Source organism: Acinetobacter sp. ANC 4216 (assembly GCF_004331195.1).
Taxonomy (GTDB): domain Bacteria; phylum Pseudomonadota; class Gammaproteobacteria; order Pseudomonadales; family Moraxellaceae; genus Acinetobacter; species Acinetobacter kookii.
Map to the genome: position 1 here is coordinate 137,535 of NZ_SJOC01000002.1, position 23,683 is coordinate 161,217.

At 46.3% G+C, this 23,683-nt stretch carries 19 protein-coding genes; 16 read left to right on the plus strand and 3 right to left on the minus strand.

Going from position 1 to position 23,683, the window contains the following annotated elements:
• Window positions 1-144: 144 nt before the first annotated feature.
• The 16 genes from E0H88_RS02130 to E0H88_RS02205 all read left to right on the plus strand — a co-directional run bounded on the left by E0H88_RS02130 (window position 145) and on the right by E0H88_RS02205 (window position 18,897).
• Complete coding sequence (locus E0H88_RS02130; RefSeq protein WP_092819154.1) at window positions 145-846, plus strand: DUF8198 family protein; 702 nt, start codon at window positions 145-147, stop codon at window positions 844-846.
• 171 nt (window positions 847-1,017) lie between these two features.
• Window positions 1,018-1,962 carry a bifunctional demethylmenaquinone methyltransferase/2-methoxy-6-polyprenyl-1,4-benzoquinol methylase UbiE gene (ubiE, locus tag E0H88_RS02135; protein ID WP_092819155.1) on the plus strand — a complete coding sequence of 315 codons (945 nt, stop codon included), beginning with the start codon at window positions 1,018-1,020 and terminating at the stop codon, window positions 1,960-1,962.
• A gap of 11 nt (window positions 1,963-1,973) precedes the next feature.
• A complete protein-coding gene (locus E0H88_RS02140; RefSeq protein ID WP_131272946.1) occupies window positions 1,974-2,660 on the plus strand; it encodes a ubiquinone biosynthesis accessory factor UbiJ in 687 nt (228 codons plus the stop codon).
• Between the two features lie 12 nt (window positions 2,661-2,672).
• Window positions 2,673-4,292 carry an ABC1 kinase family protein gene (locus tag E0H88_RS02145; RefSeq protein ID WP_131272947.1) on the plus strand — a complete coding sequence of 540 codons (1,620 nt, stop codon included), beginning with the start codon at window positions 2,673-2,675 and terminating at the stop codon, window positions 4,290-4,292.
• Window positions 4,293-4,494: 202 nt separating this feature from the next.
• Window positions 4,495-5,946, plus strand: coding sequence for a hypothetical protein (locus E0H88_RS02150; RefSeq protein WP_131272948.1), 1,452 nt, complete (start codon window positions 4,495-4,497; stop codon window positions 5,944-5,946).
• A gap of 193 nt (window positions 5,947-6,139) precedes the next feature.
• A complete protein-coding gene (locus tag E0H88_RS02155; protein ID WP_252151966.1) occupies window positions 6,140-7,111 on the plus strand; it encodes a hypothetical protein in 972 nt (323 codons plus the stop codon).
• Window positions 7,112-7,250: 139 nt separating this feature from the next.
• Window positions 7,251-8,330, plus strand: a complete 1,080-nt coding sequence (locus E0H88_RS02160) for a patatin-like phospholipase domain-containing protein (protein ID WP_131272950.1) — start codon at window positions 7,251-7,253, stop codon at window positions 8,328-8,330.
• A gap of 248 nt (window positions 8,331-8,578) precedes the next feature.
• A complete protein-coding gene (gene hisIE / locus E0H88_RS02165; protein WP_131272951.1) occupies window positions 8,579-9,361 on the plus strand; it encodes a bifunctional phosphoribosyl-AMP cyclohydrolase/phosphoribosyl-ATP diphosphatase HisIE in 783 nt (260 codons plus the stop codon).
• Between the two features lie 15 nt (window positions 9,362-9,376).
• Window positions 9,377-10,882, plus strand: a complete 1,506-nt coding sequence (locus E0H88_RS02170) for a UvrD-helicase domain-containing protein (protein WP_131272952.1) — start codon at window positions 9,377-9,379, stop codon at window positions 10,880-10,882.
• A gap of 30 nt (window positions 10,883-10,912) precedes the next feature.
• Entirely contained in the window at window positions 10,913-12,283 is a 1,371-nt protein-coding gene (locus E0H88_RS02175; protein ID WP_131272953.1) for an ATP-binding protein, read from the plus strand.
• A gap of 389 nt (window positions 12,284-12,672) precedes the next feature.
• The gene (locus E0H88_RS02180) at window positions 12,673-15,510 is read left to right on the plus strand and encodes a monovalent cation/H+ antiporter subunit A (protein WP_131272954.1); all 2,838 of its coding nucleotides are present in this window, start codon (window positions 12,673-12,675) and stop codon (window positions 15,508-15,510) included.
• A 1-nt stretch (window position 15,511) separates the two neighbouring features.
• Entirely contained in the window at window positions 15,512-15,877 is a 366-nt protein-coding gene (locus E0H88_RS02185) for a Na+/H+ antiporter subunit C (RefSeq protein WP_092819165.1), read from the plus strand.
• Window positions 15,877-17,685 (plus strand): monovalent cation/H+ antiporter subunit D, encoded by a 1,809-nt coding sequence (locus E0H88_RS02190; protein ID WP_131272955.1) that lies wholly within the window; start codon window positions 15,877-15,879, stop codon window positions 17,683-17,685. The genes E0H88_RS02185 and E0H88_RS02190 overlap by 1 nt, the downstream gene beginning before the upstream one ends.
• A 2-nt stretch (window positions 17,686-17,687) precedes the next feature.
• Window positions 17,688-18,209, plus strand: a complete 522-nt coding sequence (locus tag E0H88_RS02195) for a Na+/H+ antiporter subunit E (protein ID WP_092819167.1) — start codon at window positions 17,688-17,690, stop codon at window positions 18,207-18,209.
• Complete coding sequence (locus tag E0H88_RS02200) at window positions 18,206-18,481, plus strand: monovalent cation/H+ antiporter subunit F (RefSeq protein WP_131272956.1); 276 nt, start codon at window positions 18,206-18,208, stop codon at window positions 18,479-18,481. The genes E0H88_RS02195 and E0H88_RS02200 overlap by 4 nt, the downstream gene beginning before the upstream one ends.
• A gap of 11 nt (window positions 18,482-18,492) precedes the next feature.
• Window positions 18,493-18,897: a Na+/H+ antiporter subunit G gene (locus E0H88_RS02205; protein ID WP_092819169.1), complete on the plus strand. Its 405-nt coding sequence runs from the start codon at window positions 18,493-18,495 to the stop codon at window positions 18,895-18,897.
• A 142-nt stretch (window positions 18,898-19,039) separates the two neighbouring features.
• Here E0H88_RS02205 and E0H88_RS02210 read toward each other — a convergent pair whose 3' ends face one another.
• From E0H88_RS02210 to nusA, 3 genes are read right to left on the minus strand one after another with little or no spacing between them, the layout of a single operon-like run.
• A complete protein-coding gene (locus E0H88_RS02210; protein WP_092819170.1) occupies window positions 19,040-19,447 on the minus strand; it encodes a ribosome-binding factor A in 408 nt (135 codons plus the stop codon).
• A complete protein-coding gene (gene infB, locus E0H88_RS02215; protein ID WP_131272957.1) occupies window positions 19,447-22,152 on the minus strand; it encodes a translation initiation factor IF-2 in 2,706 nt (901 codons plus the stop codon). Before infB ends, E0H88_RS02210 begins: the two co-directional genes overlap by 1 nt.
• Window positions 22,153-22,162: 10 nt before the next feature.
• On the minus strand, window positions 22,163-23,647 hold the full coding sequence (gene nusA / locus E0H88_RS02220; RefSeq protein ID WP_092819172.1) for a transcription termination factor NusA: 1,485 nt from the start codon (window positions 23,645-23,647) through the stop codon (window positions 22,163-22,165).
• Between the last annotated feature and the right edge of the window lie 36 nt (window positions 23,648-23,683).

Here is a 23,683-nt window from a genome sequence, read left to right on the forward strand (position 1 = left end):
AACACATAGTGTTTATGTTGCTCATAATTGCTGCATTTTCTAGCAAACTGACTTAATTTAAATCATTTTTCTGGCTGTTTGTCATAGCGACTTTGTCCGTCTCGCTCTAATATTTAGCCATCTAAAAAATAATAGAGACACAGCATGTCTAAACTGGCTGCATTAGATGATCTTTTAGAGTTGTATTATCAATTGAATTATCATCAAAACCCTGAGATTTTTCGGCGTCTGCAAGATGTACAGGCCTGGCAAAAACAGCGCATGCAGGCCACCCATAGCAAACAGTTTGCTGAAAAGCAGAATGTGTTGATGGCGGAGTATTTCCTGAACCGTCTGTATGGCGGTCCGGATTTTGATGCACTGGCTGAGCAGATTGCCCGTTTGATGAAATATGCGCACAAGGCTGAAAAGCTGATTCCTGAAAATGCAGTGAAAACAGGCACATCAGGCGTATCTTTGGCCATTTTGGCGGTGCAGCTGGATGAACAGGTGGCGATGCAGCTCCTTGAAGATTATCATCCGCACGAAACTTTAAACGATGAAATGATGCGTTTGACTTATCTTAAACTTGATCAGGGGCAATCCCGTTTAAGACAGCTGGATTTACTCGACCAGCTGGGTTTTAGCCTGGATAAGTACATGCGCTCTTTTATGGTTCAGACGGCATTTAAAATGTGTAAAGGTGCAGCCAGCAAATATAATTTCGACATTATGTATGAATTTATGCAGGATGGCTTTTTGGCCATGAAACCGTTAAAGTCAGCTGAGAAATTCGTGAAGGATTTTACCGCGGTTGAACGTCAGATTATCCATAAAGTTCATGCCGGCGATCCTCACCCGTTTTAGTCAATTATGTTGTGATGGAAATAACAAATTGAGCAGTGAATAAAAAATACAGAGCAGATTTCTGTATATTATTCATAACAATTGCATGCTGATTGCTGTACAACGTCCTAGAATCTGTCATCATGCAAGCACTGCAACATTAACCCTATTTTTATGTTAGGAGTGACTCTAATGTCTAACGAAAAGCAAACGCCTACCTCTGCCTCTGAGCTGGCACAAAATACAGACAAAGTGAGTCCTTTCTTAACTGAGCCTCTTCCGCAAGGCACTGCCCAAGGTCAGCAACAATCTTTACAACAACAGTTGACCGATACGCCAGTGACCGGTTCAGTACCCAAATACAATCTGCCGCGTGGCGCCAATACCGGGAATGTCGGTCCGACCACCCACTTCGGTTACCAGACTGTCAGCAGTGAAGATAAAGCCCAGAAAGTCGCTGAAGTATTCCACTCGGTTGCCAGCAAATACGACATCATGAATGACCTGATGTCCTTCGGTATTCACCGTTTATGGAAACGCTTTGCCATTAATATGTCAGGCGTACGCCGTGGTCAGCACGTACTCGATATTGCCGGCGGTACTGGTGACCTGGCCAAAGTCTTTAGCCGTGAAGTCGGACCGACCGGCCATGTGGTTCTTTCAGACATCAATGAATCGATGCTGAATGTCGGCCGTGACCGCTTAATTGATGCCGGCTGTACCAATGTGGACTTCGTTTTGGCCAATGCTGAAACACTGGAGCCATTTGCAGACAACAGTTTTGACCTGGTGACGATCAGTTTCGGTTTACGTAACGTGACCGATAAAGATGCTGCGCTGGCTGCCATGTATCGTGTACTTAAGCCAGGTGGCCGTTTATTGGTGCTTGAATTCTCTAAACCTGTATTCGAGCCATTTTCTAAACTGTATGACCTGTATTCGTTCACAGCTTTACCGATCATGGGTAAAATTATTGCCAACGATTCTGAAAGTTACAAATACTTGGCCGAATCCATCCGTATGCATCCTGACCAGCGTACGCTTAAAGGAATGATGGAAAATGCCGGCTTCCAGAACTGTGATTACCACAACCTGACGGGTGGTATCGTTGCCGTTCACCGTGGTTTTAAACTTTAAGGTTCCCATTCATGTGGTCAATTCTGGCACTGGGTGCCGTTGAACGTGTGATTCACCATTTCATTGATCTGGATGTGATTACCCGTATCCAGTTAAATGCATTGGCTGGCAAAATGCTGCGTGTGGTGATTGCCTCACCGCAGCTTTCTGTAGATGTATTCTTTGATGATGGCAAGGTTCGCCTAGAGCCAACAGCCACTGGACATACTGAAGCTACTTCGATTTTTGAACAGCGGCCTTATGAAGCCAACAGCTCACAGATTTCTGAAGCCACTGCGACTTTACAAGTCGGCAATGTCGTTGAACTGCTGAAACTGCTGGTTTCAGATGAAGTCGGCAATATTCCGCTGCAAGGGGACTACAAGTTATTACAGGAAATCCAACGTATCATGCAACAGGCTGAACCGGATTTGGCTTCGCATTTAAGTCCGTGGGTTGGCCCTGCCCTTGCCCATGAACTGGGCAAAATCCAGCTGGCACCGAAACATTTAAAACGTTCTTTAGAAAGTTATTTATTCTTTGCTGAAGATGCGTTAAAAGAAGATACAGGCTTATTTGCTGCACGTTGGCAAATGGATGATCTGCAACAAGATACCCGAATTTTCAATCAAAATTTAGACCGTGCTGAAGCCAAAATTCAACAGCTTCAGGCACAGATTGATGCTTTAGATACACCTCCTGCTTCACCTCAAGATTAGGTAATTAGATTTATGATTCCGCACGTTTCACGTTTACTCGAACTTTGGCGCATCGCCGCGCACTATAGACTCGACACGTTGTTTCCTGCGGAAGAATTACCGGAAAAAGCCCGTCATGCTTTAAATTTTATTCGCATGCACCCTGCGGCATGGTCAAGCCGTGAACGTAAAAATCCGCTCAAGCTGAAAGAAGCTCTGGAAGAAATGGGGCCGCTGGCGATTAAATTGGGACAGCTGCTTTCAACCCGCCGCGACCTGATGCCACCTGAAGTTTTACAGCAGCTGGTCTTATTGCAAGACCGGGTCAAACCCTTTGACAGCAATGTGGCTAAAACACGAATTCAGCAATCGCTAAAAGCCGATGTCAATACGCTGTTTGCCCGTTTCGATGCCCAACCGCTGGCCGCTGCCTCGATTGCGCAAGTCCATACTGCTGCCCTGCATGATGGTCGCGAAGTGGTGGTAAAAGTTACGCGTCCCGACATTCGCACTCAAATTCTGCAAGATTTTGAAATTCTGGAATGGCTGGGTGCAGCGCTGGAAAAACGCCTGGAAGCCGCACGTGCCCTGCATTTATCGGAGATTATTCAGGACTATCGCCAGATCATTCTGAATGAACTGGATTTGACCCTGGAAGCCGACAACACCCGTCGTATGCGCCATTATTTCACCGGCTCAAGCATGATGTATGTGCCTGAAGTCTACATGGACAGCAAAGATGTGATGGTGGCTGAACGCATCACGGGGGTTCCGATTTCCGATACGGCGACTTTTGACCAGATGGGCATGAATCGTGCGGATCTGGCGGAAAAAGGCCTGACCATTTTCTTCACCCAGGTGTTCCGTGACAACTTTTTCCATGCCGACATGCATCCGGGTAACGTATTTGTCGAAACCATCAACCCGGCCAATCCGCGCTTTATTGCGCTGGACTGCGCGATCATGGGAGAGCTCTCCAAGCATGACCAGATGACCGTCGCACGCATGTTACTTGCGGTCATGAACAGCAACTTTATGCAGCTGATACAGATTGTGCATCAAGCTGGCTGGATTCCACCGGGTACCGACCAGGATGCCCTGGCACGTGAAATGCGTCGCACCGTAGGTCCAATGGTATCAAAACCGATGAGCGAGCTGGATTTCGCCGGCATTCTGATTCAGGTGATGGATATCGCCCGCCGTTTCCATCTGGAAATTCCTCCACAGCTGATGTTATTGCTGAAAACACTGGTGCATGTAGAAGGTTTGGGTACCGACCTCTACCCGGATCTTGATATCTGGAAACTGGCAAAACCGATTTTAACTGACTGGATCAAGGCCAACATGAATCCAGTCAAAAATATGAAGGAAATCGGCCAGCAGATTCCAGACCTTCTGCTGGGTGCACAGGATTTGCCAAGTCTAGTGATTGACAGCCTGAATGGTTTAAAAAACCAGTCCGCCTGGCATTCCAAACAATTGCATGAACTGCAAAGCATGCGTCTGCAGATGGAACATCAGCAAAAACGCAGCTGGATTTTTGGTAGCCTTATGGCAATTTTGTTATCAATTGCGATTATTGCACCATGGTATGTGTCTATTATTTTGATCATGCTTGCGAGTTTGCTGGCTGTCTGGCGAATTGCGAAATAAGATTCCCTATTCAAAAATAATATCAGCCCGTTTATGATGGGCTGATTTTTTCATAATATCTAAAGTGATTATTCAATTATTATTTATAATGATTTGTTGCATTTAGTTCAATTTAGATGTTTTTTTCACTTATTTTTTAACCATTTTTTTGTTATAAAGTTAAGCATCACTCATAACTAAAACTTAGGCTTTAGGGAATACTATGTTCAATCAGACTTTTAAACTAACAACATTAGCAATTGCAACTTCATTATTAGCGGCTTGTGGTGGGGGCGGTGGTGGTGGGAGTTCTGAAGCACCTTTTGCGCCGAAAACTGTTTCTGGTACAGCTGTGGATTTTTATGTGGCTGGCGCAGATGTTGATTTTACTAACCTTGCTTGTCAAGAAGCCTATCCAGATCTGAAAACAGATGAAAACGGTAAATTTACTTTCAACACAACAGAAAACTGTCAGGAAACAGGTTTTATCATTACCGGCGGTATTGATACAGTGACTCAACTTCCATTCCAAGGTCAATTAAAAGTTAAGTCTAATAACTATCAAGCAGCATCAACCACTGAAATTGTTGCAAGCCCTTTGACTACTTTGCAAGCAGAACTTCCAGCAGCAGATTTTTCTCGAGTTCTCAGCAATTTAGGCTTTAAGCTAAATGAAGATGTAACGACATTTGACCCAATTGCAGAAGGTACAAATGAACAAAAGGCAGCAGTATTTGTATTACAACAAATTTTCACTCAACTTGAAAATTCAGGTTTAAAAATTGAGCAAGCTGCACAAGCTATTCAAACCGCTTCTTCGACAGCACCACTTCTTACTGACTCAGGTGTGAATTCTAGTGTAGTAACAGCTGTGTTCACCGCTGCTATAGCATCTACAACCGACACCAATGTTCAACAAGCTTTAACTGCAAGTCAAACCAACGTAGAAGCTGTTACTACCATTATCAATACTGCTCTGACTTCAGCTGAAAATGCTAAGTTAGAAGATTATTTAACTGGCGACTCTACCATTATTGGTGAAATTCAGGATAACATTGCATCTGCCAGCTATAGTGGACTGAGCATTGCAAATAAAAATATTCAAGACATTATTAATTCTCGAAGTGATGCACGTCTATCAGTGGATAAGAATGCAATTGATTCATTAGCACAAGTGAAATTCAATTTAAATAAAGCAGCTACAGGTACAGATTTTATTAAATTAGGCTTCCAGACTACTGCTGCAATTGGTCAAAATGGCCAGCCTGAAACCTTGACCGCGTATATTAGCGAGGTAAATGTTTCGTTTGATAATACTACTGCTATTAACAAAATCATTATCCCTGCAGGCACTATTATTGAAATTGAAACTACGCTAGCAAATGCACCGAAAGGCTCATTTGAAGTTGCGGAAGATACAGAATTCCTAGGTGATTCAATTGCCCTAACAGATCTGGTCGCAGCTTTCCCGATTTTAAGTCAGCCGTATAATAATTATAAAAACTTGATCGTCTCAAGCAACCAGGTAAACGCTGAGGTATCTGTTTTTGTAGCTCCAACTACTTATCCAGTCTCTGCAACCTTAGGGTTGAACCTGGGTACATTTGGTCTTCCAAATAAAGCTGCAACTGTCTTTAGTGGATTTACTTCTACAGGCTACTTTGTCATCCAATAATCATAATTAAAAAAGCCAGTGATCATCACTGGCTTTTCTCTCACTTCCTATTGGGTAATTCAAGTTGAAAAATCAATCATTACTTTTTATTTCTGCAGCATTCATTATTTCTCATACTTATGCCGCACCCGATGATTTGTTTTTACAAGCCACGCCTGCTAAAAATAAGCTTACGACCAATGCAAGTCTGGATTTGGTTAACGATACTGTCGACTTTTTAGATTTACGAGAAAGCGAAGGTGTTCAAGGAGACGCAGGAGATTATATCGGTGCACATATAAGTGCCCAATATCAATTTCATCCTGAATGGTCTATCAGTGCTAGCTATTGGCGTCGAGAAATTGAGTTCAGAGAAGATACCAATAAGTTACATTCTGGAGCCTTAGGCATTACCTACTTTCCGGAAAGTCTTTCGACCGATCGATCTAATCTTGCTTTTAAACTGTCTCTCTGGGGCAATCAAGCCGATGAGCTAGCAAAAACCTCCCCTACCAATGTGAATGGCCGTACAATTAATGAGGTCGTTGTTTCCAATCCTCGTGACACTCAAATTCAGCTAGATACTATTTATACCCATAAAATTGACTTTATGAATCAAGTGAATTTATTTGGTTCTTTAGGATATAGCAAAGTCAAAGTGGATGAATTGGACTTGATGGTTCATTTGACCGGCAATGGACGCGATTGTAAGGCCAATATCAATATTGACTCGAATAATCAGTTAACCGGAACACCCATTGGTCGCTGCCTGATTGACGGTCTAATCGTACGGGATATTGATATTGGAAACTATACTGATCGATTTGATCTTGATGTCCAAAAAGATCTTAACTATGACGCTTATTATGCAGGTCTAGGCGGGTCATGGAACTGGCGCTATAAACAATTTGAAAGTCAGCTTGCCTATCACTACCAACGCCTGTGGCGCGACAATATCGATGACCGTGTTGCTAATTTTGGCAACCAGGCGATTAAAGACAATCATACTATTGGTGCCAAGTTCAGTTATGACTTTACACCGAAACTGACAGCTTACCTGCAAGGTCAGATTTTCCAAAATAACTTAATTGGCTATGTACCCTTCTTATATAATGGGGTCACTGCTTCCCGTTTAGACAAACGCTATGGATTGGCTTCTATTGGCATTCAATACCGCGCCTTCTAAGCCTCAAAAAAAGCCTGAGCCCTTCAGGCTTTTTTATTGCCTATATGACTCCAAAGTCACCTTTGGACACTTCTCGCCATTGGGATCACTTGGTTTTCGCTTAAAATGAGTAGACATTTGTATATTTTAATGAGAAGCCATGACGCAAATCTTGCATAAACGCCCTGCTTCATTAAATATCCGTGCTGGCAAATTGGCACGTCAACTGATTGAAAAAGAAGGCTTGCAGGCAAATTTTGTCGATATTGTTCCCGGTGCTGCAGGTGGTCCCAAAGGCATAGGCATTCAAGGCCTCGATCAAGCCATTTTTGGCAATTTCCTGGCACAAGCACCACAGCGCAGAACCTTGATTGGCTCATCCATTGGCAGCTGGCGTTTTGCCAGTATTACGGCCTGGGGCGCAAAAGAAGGGACGGAGCGCCTTGCAGAGCTTTATACCAACCTGTATTTCCATAAAAAAATGTCTCGTCAGGAAGTCGGTAAGATTTGTCGCGACATGCTGCTCAATCTGGTGCAAGGCAAAGAACAGCAACTGGTTGAGCATCCCGACTATCACCTGACCGTCATCTCGGTCAAAGCCCAGCACATTTTCCAGAGTGACAAATCCCTGCCGTTAATGGCATCGGTGGCCGGAATCATCAGCAGCAATGCTTTGGCACGCAAACACAACCGTCTGTTTATGCAACGGGTGATCAGCCAGCCGGAGATGGGAACACAATTTAAAGTCAATGATGAATTTACCACGCATTATCAGCCCCTAAATCTCAGCAATGTTACCTCCTGGCTAATGGCTTCCGCTTCTATTCCCGGCGTGATGGCAGCCATCCGCGATATTCCCGATGCCCCGAAAGGCAGTTACCGTGATGGAGGGTTAATTGACTATCACCTTGACCTGCCGTTTCAGAGCCAAGGCATTGTGCTGTATCCGCATTTTAGCGACAGCATTACTCCGGGCTGGTTTGACAAGATGTTGAAAAAACGCAAGGCCAATCCGGAAAATCAGGCACGCACCTTATTGCTTTCCCCTTCTGCCGAGTATTTAGCGTCCCTACCGCTCGGTCGCTTGCCGGATCGTAAAGATTTCACTTTAAAAGGGCTGGACCAGAAACAGCGAATTCAGATGTGGAATCAGTCGGTAGCAGAAAGCCAGCGCTTGGGAGACGAGTTTTTGGAAATGGTGGAGAAACAGAATTTTCCGCAGTTTATGCAGGACTTATAAAATCAAGTAGAGGAAAAGCGATAGATGATGAGGCTTCACTTGGTGCTTGATGAATGAAGCAGCTGATTTTCCTAGGGTTGGCATATTATAAAACTCTTGGTGAATAAAGCACATGAACCTTTTCAGTCAGAAATCAAAAGGTTCATGCGTATATTTTTTTCTCAAACAGCCGCTAATCACGTACACTATACAGCTGCGATTTTTTATTCGCTGTTTTCCATTTTGAACATATTTTTGGTGAAATTCTCATGAACAACGCGCAATGGCTCGATGAAGTAAAATTTAACGAACAAGGTCTGATCCCTGCCATTGCCCAGCATCATCAAAGCGGCCGTGTGCTAATGGTGGCCTGGATGAACCGTGAGGCTTTGGCGCTCACTGCCGAGAAAAATCAGGCGGTATATTTCTCCCGTTCACGCAACAAGTTATGGCACAAAGGTGAAGAATCCGGTCATTTCCAGACTGTGCATGAAATCCGTCTGGACTGTGATGCCGACGTGATTATTTTGCAGATTGAACAGCATGGCGGTATTGCCTGCCACACCGGTCGTGAATCGTGTTTCTATCGCAAATTGACTGCGAATGGCTGGGAAATTGTCGATGCACAATTAAAAGACCCAAGCCAGATTTATGCTGAAAAATCAACCAACCCGCATACCCTGGCCATGAATGCCTCGACTGCCCAATCTGAACAAGTGGAAGTTTTAGATTATTTAGGTCAGATGATGGCAGAGCGCAAGAAAGCCGACCCGGATTCATCTTATGTCGCCAAGCTGTATCACAAAGGCTTGAATAAAATTCTGGAAAAAATTGGTGAAGAAAGCGTTGAAACCATCATCGCAGCCAAAGACTTTAAGTCTGAAGCCAATGCAGACAATAAAAACGACCTGATTTATGAAGTTGCCGATTTATGGTTCCACACCATTGTGATGCTGGGTTATTTCGACCTTGACCCACAACTGGTATTAAACGAGCTGGCCCGTCGCCAAGGCCTGTCTGGCTTGGTGGAAAAAGCCAATCGTCAGCATTAATTCAGTCTTTTTACCGTGTCAGTAGCTAAAAAGCCCAATCCTACCTATGAGCAAGCACTTGCCATAGATAATGCGCGTCTGGGCAATTCCTTCAAGGTGATTGCCTATGCTGGCACAGGTAAAACCACCACCCTGCAAATGATCAGCGATGCCATGCCCGAGCGCCGTGGCATGTATCTGGCGTTTAACAAGGCCATTGCAGCAGAAGCACAAAGCAAGTTTCATCGCAATGTCGACTGCCGAACCTTTCACTCGCTGGCTTTTCGCAGTGTGCCACGCGGTGTCACCGACAAACTTCGCTTACCGCGTTTGAGTCCGAGTTTTATCGCCAAGGAATATCGGCTGCAACCGATTACCCTGCGCCGGATGATGGGCGGCCGTTATGAAAAATATGTCATGATGCCGTCGCGTCTTGCCAGTCTGGTGGCCAATGCCGTCAGCTATTTCTGCTCGACCAGTTCGCAGTATCCGGCACCGCGACATCTACAGGCACCGAGCTGGCTGCATCCGGACGATATTGAAGAACTCCAGAAGCATCTTTATCCCGCCATTGAACGGCGCTGGCTGGAGTCGATTGATCCCAATCATCAGGCCGGTATTGGGCATGATATTTATCTGAAACTCTGGGCGCTGTCTGAACCAAATATTCCAGCAGACTATGTACTGTTTGATGAAGCACAAGATGCCGATCCTTTGATGCTCGGAATTTTGCTGCGTCAAAGAAATACCCAGGTGATTTATGTCGGCGATGCCCATCAACAGATTTATGCCTGGCGTGGTGCGGTCAATGCCATGCAACAGCTGCCGCTGCCGGAATCGCGCCTGACCACCTCGTTCCGTTTTGGTGAAGAAATTGCCTTAAATGCCAATGCCATTTTGGGTGCGTTAAATGAAACCGTGCCCTTGCTTGGCAATCCGCAACTGAATTCTAAAGTGGTGAATAAACCGCATACCAAACAGCGCGATGCAATTTTGTGCCGTACCAATGCCCGTGCCATGGAACTGCTGCTGTCCGGACTGGTGCATGGCGACAAGGTCAGCTTGCAGGCCGATCATGTCAAATTAAACCGTTTTGTCGATGCCGCGAGCATGCTGAAACAGGGCCGCCGCGTGACCGACGTGCCGGAACTGGCCTGGTTTAATTCCTGGCACGACGTGCATGAATACTGTGAAACCAATGACGGCAGTGACATTAAACCCTTAGTGAAACTGGTGGATGATCACGGTACCGATCCACTCAAAAGAGCCTTGGCCAAAATCACCCCGATTGAACAGGCCGACTACATTATCTCGACCGCCCACAAAGCCAAAGGCCTGGAATGGGACCGCGTGCATATCGAAGATGACTATCAGTTCAAGGTGAATGAAAGAGACCATAAAATTAGTGACGAAGAGTTAAGATTGCTTTACGTGGCCTGCACACGTGCTAAAGTAAGTTTAAATATTCACCACATTTACGATCTGGTACAACAGCTGAAAAAGCAAATGCCGGTATCGCTGCGTAAAGCGGTGGGAGAATAATTTTAGCTTTAGCTGCAAGGCAGGTGTTTTATGAAAATTGACTCTATTCAACTCAAACACGCGCTTCATTTTGCCGATCTCAAGCTGAAATTTAATGACAAGCCCATCACCCTGATTCTGGGCGATCAAAGCTCCGGCAAAACCGGTATTTTAAAATTTACCTATCAGGCACTGACCTGGTTTGCAGCCCGCTATAAAGACCTGCGTGCTGCCGGTGTGGTGATGCTGGATCAGGACATCATGTTCACCCGCCTGCAATCCAAAATTGATATTCGGATTCACATTCCTCCCGATATCGGGACTTTAAATGCCGCTAGCGAAGCTGGCGACAAGACCCTGACAACCTGTGACTGGCAAATTTATAAAACTTTAAACAGTCATGGCATTGGTACCAGCAAGGCCGAAACCCAGCAATTAGACAATCTGGTGGAGCTCTATCATAACGCGCTGAAGCACGATCAACAGCAAGGCTTGCCCCTGATTGCCTATTACCCGGCAGAACGCTTTGTCCATGAAATGAATATTCAGAGCAAAAATAATCCGGTGGTGTTTCAGACTTCACATGCCTATGAAATTTCCACCATTCCCTATACCACCTTTAGCCGTTTCTTTGAGTGGTTTCGTGAAATCAGCGATATTGAAAATGCCCAGATTGCGCAGCTGTTTCAGCAGCTCATTACCAATTCGTCCATCCAGAAAAATAAAGACAAAGATTTTTTACAGCACTTGGTCAATGCCCAGAAGCAAATGAATGCGCCAAGTCTGGATGCCTTAAAACAGGCTCTCAGCACCGTTCTTCCCAATTTTGAAGATATTTATGTGCAGTATCAGCCCAAATTGCAGCTGATGGTGAGTTATGCGGGAAAAAGCATGCTTTATCAGCAACTTTCCAATAGTGTTAAAAACTGGATCGCCCTGGTGGGCGATATTGTACGGCGTTTGTGCCTGCTCAATCCCAAAAGTTTATATCCCTGTCTGGAAGGCGATGGCATTTTGCTGATTGACGCGATTGATCACCAGCTCGATCAAAATACTTCGCAAGTGATTTTACAGCGCCTGCATCAGGCGTTTCCGCGCCTGCAAATTGTTGCCACCGGCAACCGCATGGAATTACTGGAACATGCAGCCGAATATCAGTGTTTAAAACTGGAACATAAGCAGCTGTTTGATATGCAATTGCAACCGCTCAAGGAAGAATTTGATTCAATTTATGAAAATCTGGTGTTTAATGAGGAAGTGATTGAAGCCGATGCCTTAAATGAGCCTGCATCAGAAAGTATTACCCCGCAAAGCCTGCTAGAGCAGATCCAGCAGCATTTAACGCCAGAACAACAAGCAGAATTATTGCACTTAATCCAACAACCGGATGACACCTCCTCTTCCTCTCATCCTATTTCCTGACACAAAAGATTGAAAGGTGTTAAAAATACCCGGTATGTTTAAAAAATTCAGTTTCAGCATTGCATCTGGCTAAACACGCTACGCCCCTCAAGCATAGAGGGGCGTATAATAAGTCAGGGAAGTATTTATGAAATGTCAACCAACCCGGGTGTGTGCGCAAAAATAATCGATGTTGTTTTACTCATGCAATAAGATCATGTATATTTAAAGTTTAATAGTAAAATCCGATTCTACTATGACTTTTTTTACAGGTTGCGCAACACAGCTTGTTTTTCATTTTTTAACTCAAACCGGCTTTCAAGATTGAGAAGTTTGGATTGTTCTTTGCAGTCCTGTGATCCTTGAAAGATAAGATTCACGCTTAGGTGTTTATAGCCTAACTCACGACTTTGGATATGAGTGTGCTACCGATTATTATCTTGTTACCGTTAGTACTAGGCACAACCCTTGTCTCGTGGCTGAAATTTTCACGCGGGGTAACGGCTTTAGCGGCTGTAGGGGTCAGCCTGAGTAGTCTGACCCTGTTACTGCTGCAAGCTAAAGAGGTGTTTAATGGCGGAACAGTCACACAAACCTGGGCCTGGTTACCCCAGTTAGGCATCGATTTAAGCTTTCGTCTGGATGCCTTGGGCCTGTTATTTTGCTTGCTGATTAGCGGGATCGGAACGCTGATTTATATTTATGCCTATTATTATTTAAATCCTAGAAACTCCCTAAGCAAACTCTATCTTCTGCTGATGCTGTTCATGGCCTCCATGCTCGGCATCTCTCTTTCTAACAATTTAATTTTATTGCTTATTTTTTGGGAACTCACCAGTATTTCCTCTTTCCTGCTGGTCGGTTACTGGAGCAATTACGAGGCTGCGCAGCGCGGTTCGCGTATGGCTCTGACCATTACCGGTATGGGCGGTCTGGCCATACTGGGTGGCTTCATTCTGCTCGGTCAAATCACCGGAACCTATCAGATTGACCAGATTTTGACGATGAAGGATCAAATTCAAAGTCACTCGCTCTTTGTCCCAAGCTTGCTGCTGATTTTACTGGGTGCCTTCACTAAAAGTGCACAGTTTCCGTTTCATTTCTGGCTGCCGAATGCCATGGCTGCACCAACGCCGGTTTCGGCCTATTTGCACTCTGCCACCATGGTCAAAGCCGGTATTTTCCTGCTGGCACGTTTTACGCCAATTTTTGTCGGTGCAGCGCTGTATCACAATATCGTCACTTTCGTGGGCTTGTTCACCCTGTGTATGGCTGCCTTCTTTGCCATTTTCAAGGAAGACTTAAAAGGCTTGCTGGCGTATTCCACCATCAGTCATTTGGGCCTGATTGTGTGCTTACTGGGGATCGGATCACCCCTGGCCGTTGCAGCAGCCATTTTCCATATTATTAACCATGCGACCTTTAAAGCCGCCCTGTTCATGCTGGCCGGGATCATCGACCATGAAACCGGAACCCGCGATTTGCGTAAACTCAGCGGCATCTGGCAACTCCTGCCCTTTACAGCCACCCTGACCATGATCACCGCCGCCTCTATGGCCGGCGTGCCCCTGACCAATGGCTTCCTGTCCAAGGAAATGTTCTTTACCGAACTTTTGGCCAACCTCTCTGGTCCGGTGCTCATTGTTTCCGCCATTATGGCAACGCTGGCCGGAATTTTTGCCGTAGCTTATTCGGTACGTTTGGTGCATGGGGTATTTTTCGATGGTCCGATTGGCTTAGAGGTACCCAACCGACAAGCCCATGAACCGCCGCTGGGCATGCGCGTACCTGCAATACTGCTGGCAGTTTTATGTATTTTGGTTGGCCTATTGCCGGCGCTGCTGGTGGAAAATATTGTCAATGCAACTGCACGTGCCAGCACTCAAATGCCTGACTTTGCCGGTAGCCATTTGGCCATCTGGCATGGTTTTAACCTGCCTTTGCTGATGAGTATTGTTGCACTCTTGGGTGGGGTAATTTTCTATTTTTCTTTGGCCAAAGGCGGTCGCATCCGGGAAATTGATCTTGATCCTATCTTGGGCAAATTCCAGGGCAGAGTGCTGTTTGATTTATTTTTAAAACATCTGTTACTGAGTTCACGCAAGTTCAAACGGCAAACTGAAAATGGTTCACTGCAAAGCTATCTGATGTGGATTGTAGTGTTTAGTGGTGCTTTGCTGACTATGCCCTTTATCAATCAAGACCTGACCAGTGGCACACGTGAACTTGTCCATGCGCCAGCAATTGCCATTGTGTTGTGGCTGCTGTTGTTCTCAGCCTGCTGGATGATGCTGTGGTTTCACCATGAACGGATTAAGGCCGTGCTGATTAGCGGTGCGGTCGGACTTGTCGTGACTCTGGTGTTTGTGACCTTATCGGCACCCGATCTGGCCCTCACCCAAATTACGGTCGATGTGGTCACGACAGTATTGCTGCTGATGAGCCTTTCCCTGCTGCCACAGCTTACCCCTTATGAATCCAGTGTTTCACGGCGCTGGCGCGATGCCCTGATTGCCATTGGCGGTGGTCTGGGCATCGGCTGGATTAGCTGGCTGATGCTGACCCGTGACCACAACTCGATTTCATGGTTTTTCATGCAGCAGTCGCTTCCGCTCGGTGGCGGTTCCAATGTGGTCAACGTGATTCTGGTCGACTTCCGGGGTTTCGATACCTTTGGGGAAATTACCGTCTTGGGTATTGCTGCGATTGGCGCACTGTGTCTGATGGATGGCATGCGTGCACACGGCACCACCATCACCCAGGGACTGACCTACCGCTTTAATCCATCTCCGCTGATGTTCCGGATTACCGCATCCTGGGTATTGCCTCTGGCACTGGTGGTGAGCCTGTATATCTTCCTGCGTGGCCATAACCTGCCCGGCGGTGGTTTCATTGCCGGCCTCATTACCGCTTTGGCCCTGGTGATCCAGTACATTGCCTTAGGGCAGGATCAGGCTGAACAGATGCTGAGAGCCAAATCAGGCCGTTTATATGAAATCTGGATTGGTTCAGGTCTAAGCATTGCGGGGCTGACCGGACTCGCTGCCTGGTTCTGGGGACGTCCATTCCTGACCAGTGCCCATGTGCATATCGCTCCGCCCCTGTTGGGTGATATCCATTTGGCCTCTGCAGCATTATTTGATGTCGGTGTCTATGTCACAGTCGTGGGTGCCACCATGTTGATGATTTCAGTTCTGGGTGACTCGCGCCACTCCAGCATGTCCGGTCCAGTATTGAAGGGGGAATAAAATGATTAGTCTAGAATTTTTACTTGCCTCTGCCATTGGTCTACTGGTTGCCACGGGAATTTACCTGATCTTGCGTGCACGTACTTTCCCTGTGGTTTTAGGGCTGGCCATGATTGGCTATGCAGTCAATTTATTCCTGTTTGCCACGGGACGAATTCAGGTCAATGCACCCGCTGTCCTCACGGAAACCAGCAAAGTGACCGATCCTCTACCTCAGGCTCTGGTCTTGACGGCCATTGTGATTGGCTTTGCCACCACGGCCTTTATTGTCCAGCTGGCTTTGCGCAGCCGTTATGAAAGCGGTACCGACCATGTCGACTCAAAAGAAGAAATCAACCCGATTGACCCGCGCGAGGATGAGCCTTAATGAATGCCATCATCCAGTTCTGGACTGAACACACCCCAATATTCAGCATTTTAATTCCGGCATTTACCGGTTTCTTACTGGTGCTTTTGGGCAATCCCGGCAAAGGTTCATTAGCGCACGACTGGCGGCAGCCTTGGCGTCGTGGCATCAGTTATGTTTCTTCAGTCCTGGGTTTAGGCACTGCCGTACTTTATTTAATTTTGGCCAGCAGCGGGCAAGTCACGACCTATAACCTCAGTGAATGGGCGGCACCGTTCGGTATTGTGCTGGTTCTGGATCAGCTTTCCGCACTGATGCTGGTGCTGACCTATGCCCTGGCAACACCCATCTTATGGTTTGCCAGTCACGCATGGGATACCCAAGGGCGTTATTTCCATGCCATGTTCCATTTTTTGCTCATGGGCTTGTGCGGTGCCTTCCTGACAGGCGATTTATTTAATTTATTCGTATTCTTTGAAATCCTGTTGATGGCCTCTTATGTCCTGCTGCTACACGGACAAGGCAAGGCCCGTTTCCAGCTCGGCATTCACTATGTCACCATCAACCTGCTGGCCTCTGCGCTGTTTCTGATTGGTCTGGGCATGATCTACGGCAGTGTCGGCAGTTTAAACATGGCCGATGTCGCACGTTTAATTCCGCTGTTAGAACCGGACCAGCATATCCTGGCCGTTGCAGGCGGCCTGTTGTTATTTGTGGTCTTTGGCATCAAGGCAGCCATGTTGCCGGTCGGCTTTTGGCTACCGAAAACCTATGCTGTTGCCACCACTCCGGTGGCTGCCATTTTCACCATTATGACCAAAGTGGGGATCTATGCCATTCTTCGCGTCAATGGCACGATTTTTGATGACCGCTTAAGTCAGGGCATTCTGGCAAACTGGCTGCTTCCGATCGGTTTGATCACCTCGGTGTATGGGGTAATTGGTGCCATTGGTGCCGAGCGTTTACGCCGTTTTGTCGGTTTTATGATTTTATCTTCCATTGGCACCCTGCTGATTGCCATTTCATTATTCAATACCTTGGCCTGGGCTGCAGGACTGTACTATCTGGTACATAGCACTATTATTGGCGCCGCATTTTATCTGCTCTGCGGCTGGATTACCTCGCAACGCGGTACATTCAAAGACCATTTCAACATCGCCCCGCAAATGAAACAGCACAAAGCGGTGTCACTCACCTTCTTTTTCATTGCCTTGATGATGGCGGGCTTACCGCCTTTTAGTGGCTTTTTAGGCAAGGTTTTTATCTTGCAGGCCACTTCACATTCCCCTTATCAGGGTGTGATTATTGCGGTGGTGCTGCTGGTGAGTTTACTCAGCATTCTCGCCTTTACCCGGGTGGGGTTCATTCTGTTCTGGCGTGCCAGCAAACCTGAAAGCCAACCGGAAACCGAAGCCTTCAAAGCGTATCAAGCCATACCCAATCATGCACCAACACGCAATGACCAAACCATTTATCTGCTGTTGTCAGGCCTGGTGCTGTATATGGTTTGCGCAAATCCAATTCAGCAGTACATGTTCAAGACGGCGGAACAGATCCAAAATAATGCTGTGTATGAAGACGCGATTTTGCACCGGGATGACTTGAATCAGGTGATTAGCGTACAGCCCTTCAATCCTGAAAATTTACCTGAAACCAAATATGGTGGTGAAACCGTCGATCCGAATGCGCATCTGATTCCTTACATCATCTCTAAAGAAACTTTAGAAGGTGAGCACATTTCACAATATAAGCAACGCCAGATCAGGCAGCAGCAAGATCAGCAAGCTGCTGATCCGGATGATGCCAAACTCAAGCCTATGGAGCCTTAAGCATGCAAAAAACATCGTTTTTGGACCGCTGGCTGCCGCATCCCTTCGTGTCCGTGATTGTGGCCTTAAGCTGGATCATGCTGGCACATAGTCTTGATCCGGCAACCTTGCTGATGGCCTTATTGCTGGGCATTACCATTCCACGTCTAGTCAAACCGTTTATTGGCAACACACCCAATATTCACTGGATTCTGGCCATAAAATTATTCTTTGTAGTGTTATGGGACATTATTGTTTGTAATATTAAAGTGGCCAAACAGGTGCTTGGTCCCACCCATAAACTGCATCCGAAATGGTTTCGCGTGCCTTTGGAAACCCAGCATGAACAGGTCAATGTATTGCTGGCCCTGATCATTACCACTACGCCGGGTACCGTGACTGCCGGGATCGATCATGATCGTGGCGATATTCTGGTTCATGCCCTGAGTACCGATAATGCCGAAATCGATATTATCGAAATTAAAAACCGCTATGAAAAAGCGCTGATCGAAATTTTTGATGTGGAATTAGGAGAAGATTCATGAGTATTTTGCCTTATGCACTGGGTCTGTGTATGGTCGCAATCACCATTTCCATGTTTCTTTGCCTGATCCGCATGGTGATCGGCCCTTCCATCGTGGACCGGCTTTTAGCCCTCGATACCCTGTTCCTGAATGCGACCTGTCTGGTGGTCATTCTGGGCATCTACTGGACCAGCACCTCCTTGTTTGAAGGCGCGTTACTGGTTGCCATGCTTGGATTTGTTTCCACCGCAGCCTTGGCACGCTACTTTACCACTGGCCATGTGGTCGATTAGGAGCAACAGCAATGCAACTTCTCATGGAAATCCTGGTCTCGATATTTTTGTTGATTGGCTCATTCTTCATGCTGGTGGGCGGCATTGGTATGGTTCGTCTGCCCGATTTATTTATGCGCCTGCATGCTCCGACCAAGTCCAGTACCTTGGGGCTGGGGAGCTTCCTGATTGCTGCCATGATCTTTTCAGCCTTTCAGGGACGCTTCGGTTTTGCCGAACTGTTATTGACCTTGCTGGCGTTCATTACTGCGCCCGTATCGGCAAACCTCATGGCACAGGCAGCACTGCATTTACGTTTACGCTCAACCAGTGGCGAGGTACCTGAAGCACTTGAACGCCCCTTGCCCTGGCAACGAAGTCGTCGTCGCCCTCCGTCTAAAGACCCTCACAACAACTCCCATGATGATCTCGGCTAAACGAAAACTAGAGTCTTTCTTATTTTTAGTGGTTGGGCTATTTTCAATGAAGTCTACGGTAATATGCTGAAATCCAGCTTATTCCAATCAAAATTTCAGCCCATAAAAAAAGCCACCCGAAGGTGGCTTTTCTTTTTAGCGATTATTCATCATCTTTTTTTGCATCATCAGCTGGAGGCAAATCCTTCACTGCTTCTGCAATCAGACCAAACATATAGTTGCCATATGCGTTGGTTTTGTCGTAATGGAAACGCAAGCGAGGCGTTATACGTGTCTTGATACGACGACTCAGTTCGTGGCGCAAGAACCCGGATGCCTTGTTTAAGACTTCCAAGGTATCTTTGTTTGCCGCTTCACTCTGCTCATCGCCCAGCTCACGCCCCATCACGGTCACATAAACTTCGGCATATCCTAAATCTGGGCTAACTTTCACCGCAGAGATGGTCACCAGACCACCCAAGCGTGGATCTTTCAGCTCTTGGCGAATCAGTTCAGACAACTCGCGCTGAACTGAATCTCCCATACGCTTCAGACGTTGACTACCCGCCATTAAAGACTCCGTTTAATCAATTGAACATCATACACTTCGATCTTGTCTTGTGCTTTGATGTCTTTATAGCCTTTCACTGCAAGACCACATTCCATACCGGCACGAACTTCTTCCACCACATCTTTATAGCGACGAAGAGATTCAAGCTCACCCTGGAACACCACCACATCATCACGAAGAACGCGGATTGGCTTATTACGGTGCAACACACCTTCAAGCACCATACAGCCTGCAGCTGCACCGAATTTGCTTGAGTGGAACACTTCACGTACTTCAGCAACACCCAGAATTGTCTCACGGTGTTCAGGAGCAAGTTTACCGCTCATTGCTGCTTTCACGTCATCAATCAATTGATAGATGATGCTGTAGTAACGAATGTCGATACCGTCTTCATCGGCTTTTTGACGCGCAGTATTGTCCGCACGCACGTTAAAGCCAAGCAGTACCGCTTCAGAAGATTCAGCCAGCGTTACGTCAGACTCGGTAATTGCACCTACGCCTGAACCAATAATACGTACTTTCACTTCATCGGTTGCCAATTCAGCAAGTGCCACGTGCAATGCTTCCAAAGTACCGCGTACGTCAGTTTTGAGTACCACGTTGACAATAGGCACATCTTTTTTGCCCATTGATGCCATGATGTTCTCTAGACGCATTGCACTTTGACGTTCAAGACGTTTTTGACGTTCACGATCCATACGCGCATCGGCAACTTCACGTGCTTTTTTCTCGTCATTCACTACAAGAACTTCGTCACCTGCCATTGGTGCTTCTGGAAGACCCAGAATTTCTACAGGAATCGATGGACCCGCAGATTTGATACGTTGACCATTTTCATCCACCATCGCACGAACACGACCGTAAGATGCGCCTGCAAGAACAAGATCACCCACTTTCAATGTACCGTTTTGAACCAGGATAGAGGCAACCGCACCACGACCTTTGTCCACGCGAGCTTCAATGACCACACCTTGCGCAGCACCTTCTTCAGATGCTTTCAACTCTAGCAATTCTGCTTGAATTGAGATCAGGTCTAGAAGTTCATCAATACCTTGACCTGAGTGTGCTGAAACCATGGCAACCGGTACATCACCGCCCCATTGTTCAGGTACGATTTCTTTGGTGGTCAATTCGTTCAATACACGGTCCGGATCGGCAGACTCTTTATCCATCTTGTTGATTGCAACAATGATTGGAGTCCCGGCAGCACGTGCATGGTCAATGGCTTCTGCAGTCTGTGGCATTACACCATCGTCAGCTGCAACAACCAGTACCACGATATCTGTCGCTTTGGCACCACGTGAACGCATTGAAGTGAACGCTGCGTGTCCCGGGGTATCCAGGAAAGTAATAATGCCCTTATCCGTTTTAACGTGATATGCACCGATATGCTGGGTAATACCACCCGCTTCGCCTGCAGCCACTTTGGTACGACGGATACGGTCAAGCAGCGATGTTTTACCATGGTCAACGTGACCCATGATAGTTACGACAGGAGCACGAGTGGTTTGAGCACCACGCGCTTCTTCAGCCGCTTCAAGCAAATTGTCTTCAGCTTGGGTATCAGAAACCAATACCGGATTATGACCCATTTCTTCAACAACAAGCGCTGCAATCTCTTGATCAATCGCCTGGTTCTGAGTAACCAACTCACCCATTTTCATGAGTGCCTTGATCACTTCACGCACCTTCACCGCCATTTTCGCAGCCAGGTCAGCTACGATAATGGTTGAACCAATTTCAACATCATAAATTTGTTTTTTAACTGGCTTTTCAAAGCCATGCTTGTTCGCCTGACTCGATTTTAAACCGCGTTTATGCGAGTTATCACGGAAAGACTGCTCTTCACCACGACGACCACCCTTTTTCGGTGCACGCGCATTGGTGGTGTTGCCACCACGTTTAATTTCACGGTCTTCTTTAGCAAAAGAGTCTTCATAAGCCTGACCGACAAGACCGGCAGCCAGTGGAGAATCATCAATCACGCGAATTGTTGCTGTGGTATCTTCAGAAGAGTACTTGGAAGCCATTTGACGCATTTGTTCAAGCGTACGTTGTTGTGCTTCTTCAGCCGATTTACGACGTGCCGCTTCTTCAACTGCTTTTAACTGGGCAGCTTGTGCTTCACGTGCTTTCTTCTGTTCTGGTGTTTCAGTCACTTTAACCGGCTGTTTTACAATCGGCTTGTTGTTTGACTTGCGTTTTACCACAACCGCTGCTTTCGGTGCTTCTTGCTTCGCAGTTTCTTGCTTCGCTGCTGCACGCATTGCTTCTAAAGCCTGTTTTGCTTTAGATTCAGGCTGTTGCTTAGTTTCTTCAACTTTTGCTGCTGGTTTTTGCTCAGCTTCACGCGAATTTTGTTCAGCTTGCGCCTTCGCTAAAGCTTCAGCTTTAATCTGTTCCGGATCTGGCTTAACAAATGTATGCTTCTTGCGAACTTCTACATTAATTGTCTTCGCCTTACCTGATGTACTTGCCACTTTAGCAGTACTGGTTGTTTTACGTTTCAACGTGATTTTTCCTGCATTCCCATCGTCTTGACCATGAACTTTCTTCAAATGGTTAACGAGGGTATTTTGTTGTTCAGTGGAAATAATATCTTCAGCTTTACGTTGCGGTAAACCTGCGTCACGAACCTGCTCTAGGAGCTTCTCAACGGGGCGATCCACGCTGAGAGCCAACTCTTTAATCGACTTGTCCGTCATATATTTCCTCCTAGTTAAACCATGATTCGCGCGCTTTCATAATAAGCTGACCCGCTTTTTCCGCACCTAAACCTTCAATATCTGCGATATCGTCAGTAGCTTGGTCAGCTAAATCATCTACAGTCACCACACCGCGAGCCGCAAGGGCATATGCAATTTCCTGCGTCATCCCTTGCATTGCAACAAGTTCTGCACTTGGCTCTTGAATGTTTTCTTGTTGTTTTAATGCGTCTGCCAATGTAATTTCTTTCGCACGGCTTTGCAATAATTCAACAGTTTCTGCATCCAGTTCAATTTCATCAAATGTTTCAGCTGGTACATAGGCAATTTCTTCAAGCGAAGTAAAGCCCATCTCAACCAAAGCCATTGCCAAGTCTTCTTCAATATCCAGACGGGTGACAAACATGTCGAGATATTGTTGAGCTTCATTTTGTTGACGTGCGTAGAATTCCTCTTCGAGCATCATATCCAGTTTGTAGCCAGTCAATTCAGAGGCTAAACGGACATTCTGACCTTGCGAACCAATGGCACGTGCCAACTGGTCGCTCGCCGCAAAAATGATATCTGCACTGTGAACATCTTCATCAATCACAATACTGGATACATCTGCAGGCTCTAGCGCACTAGCGATGTACTGTGCCGGATCGTCCGACCACACCACCACATCAATACGTTCACCATTGAGTTCTGACTGTACAGCCTGGATACGTGTACCACGCATACCAATACAAGCGCCTACAGGATCAATACGGTGATCGTTGGTTTTCACAGCAATTTTAGCACGAACGCCCGGCTGGCGTGCAGCTGCTTTAATTTCGATGATTTCTTCAGAAATTTCAGGAATTTCTTTCTTCATCAATGCAATCAGCATTTCAGGACGTGAACGTGACAATAACAGTTGTGCACCACGACCTTCACGGTTCACGCTATACAAAATCGCGTTTACACGTTGCTTCGGACGAAGAATCTCTTTAGGAATCATCTCTTCACGGGCAAGATAAGCTTCAGCATTGTCACCCAAGTCAATAATAAAGCCATCTTTAGTTTGCTTTTTCACTTCACCGTAGATGAGTTCACCGACTTTAGATTCATAGGCATCAGCAACCAGAGCACGTTCAGCTTCACGAATTTTTTGCACAATCACCTGTTTGGCAATTTGCGCAGCAATCCGACCGAAATCGATCGATTCCACTTCGAGTTCACGAATGTCACCAATCGACCATTTGGCAGGATCCACATCCGAAATCGCATCCTGACATGCCGGCATTTCGTGATCTTCATCCGCCACCACTTCCCATTGACGGAAAGTACGGTAATCACCAGTTTTACGATCGATTTCCACACGTAAACGTGCTTCTTCCGAGTTTGTGCCTTCATAAAATTTCTTTTTAGTCGCAGCAACAAGCGCTTGTTCTAGCGCTTCAAAGATCGCTTCACGAGGTACACCCTTTTCGTTACTAACCGTTTCTACTACGGTAAGAATTTCACGTGCCATAAGTCACCTATTCGTTCAGATTCTTATTTATTTGGA

What these genes read in the sequence shown, in the direction of transcription:
- E0H88_RS02190 (WP_131272955.1), top strand. Translation starts at nt 15,877, where the DNA reads ATGAATGCCATCATCCAGTTCTGGACTGAACACACCCCAATATTCAGC.
- E0H88_RS02175 (WP_131272953.1), top strand. Translation starts at nt 10,913, where the DNA reads ATGAAAATTGACTCTATTCAACTCAAACACGCGCTTCATTTTGCCGAT.
- hisIE (WP_131272951.1), top strand. Translation starts at nt 8,579, where the DNA reads ATGAACAACGCGCAATGGCTCGATGAAGTAAAATTTAACGAACAAGGT.
- E0H88_RS02150 (WP_131272948.1), top strand. Translation starts at nt 4,495, where the DNA reads ATGTTCAATCAGACTTTTAAACTAACAACATTAGCAATTGCAACTTCA.
- E0H88_RS02160 (WP_131272950.1), top strand. Translation starts at nt 7,251, where the DNA reads ATGACGCAAATCTTGCATAAACGCCCTGCTTCATTAAATATCCGTGCT.
- nusA (WP_092819172.1), bottom strand. Translation starts at nt 23,647, where the DNA reads ATGGCACGTGAAATTCTTACCGTAGTAGAAACGGTTAGTAACGAAAAG.
- ubiE (WP_092819155.1), top strand. Translation starts at nt 1,018, where the DNA reads ATGTCTAACGAAAAGCAAACGCCTACCTCTGCCTCTGAGCTGGCACAA.
- E0H88_RS02195 (WP_092819167.1), top strand. Translation starts at nt 17,688, where the DNA reads ATGCAAAAAACATCGTTTTTGGACCGCTGGCTGCCGCATCCCTTCGTG.
- E0H88_RS02210 (WP_092819170.1), bottom strand. Translation starts at nt 19,447, where the DNA reads ATGGCGGGTAGTCAACGTCTGAAGCGTATGGGAGATTCAGTTCAGCGC.
- E0H88_RS02205 (WP_092819169.1), top strand. Translation starts at nt 18,493, where the DNA reads ATGCAACTTCTCATGGAAATCCTGGTCTCGATATTTTTGTTGATTGGC.
- E0H88_RS02130 (WP_092819154.1), top strand. Translation starts at nt 145, where the DNA reads ATGTCTAAACTGGCTGCATTAGATGATCTTTTAGAGTTGTATTATCAA.
- infB (WP_131272957.1), bottom strand. Translation starts at nt 22,152, where the DNA reads ATGACGGACAAGTCGATTAAAGAGTTGGCTCTCAGCGTGGATCGCCCC.
- E0H88_RS02145 (WP_131272947.1), top strand. Translation starts at nt 2,673, where the DNA reads ATGATTCCGCACGTTTCACGTTTACTCGAACTTTGGCGCATCGCCGCG.
- E0H88_RS02200 (WP_131272956.1), top strand. Translation starts at nt 18,206, where the DNA reads ATGAGTATTTTGCCTTATGCACTGGGTCTGTGTATGGTCGCAATCACC.
- E0H88_RS02185 (WP_092819165.1), top strand. Translation starts at nt 15,512, where the DNA reads ATGATTAGTCTAGAATTTTTACTTGCCTCTGCCATTGGTCTACTGGTT.
- E0H88_RS02140 (WP_131272946.1), top strand. Translation starts at nt 1,974, where the DNA reads ATGTGGTCAATTCTGGCACTGGGTGCCGTTGAACGTGTGATTCACCAT.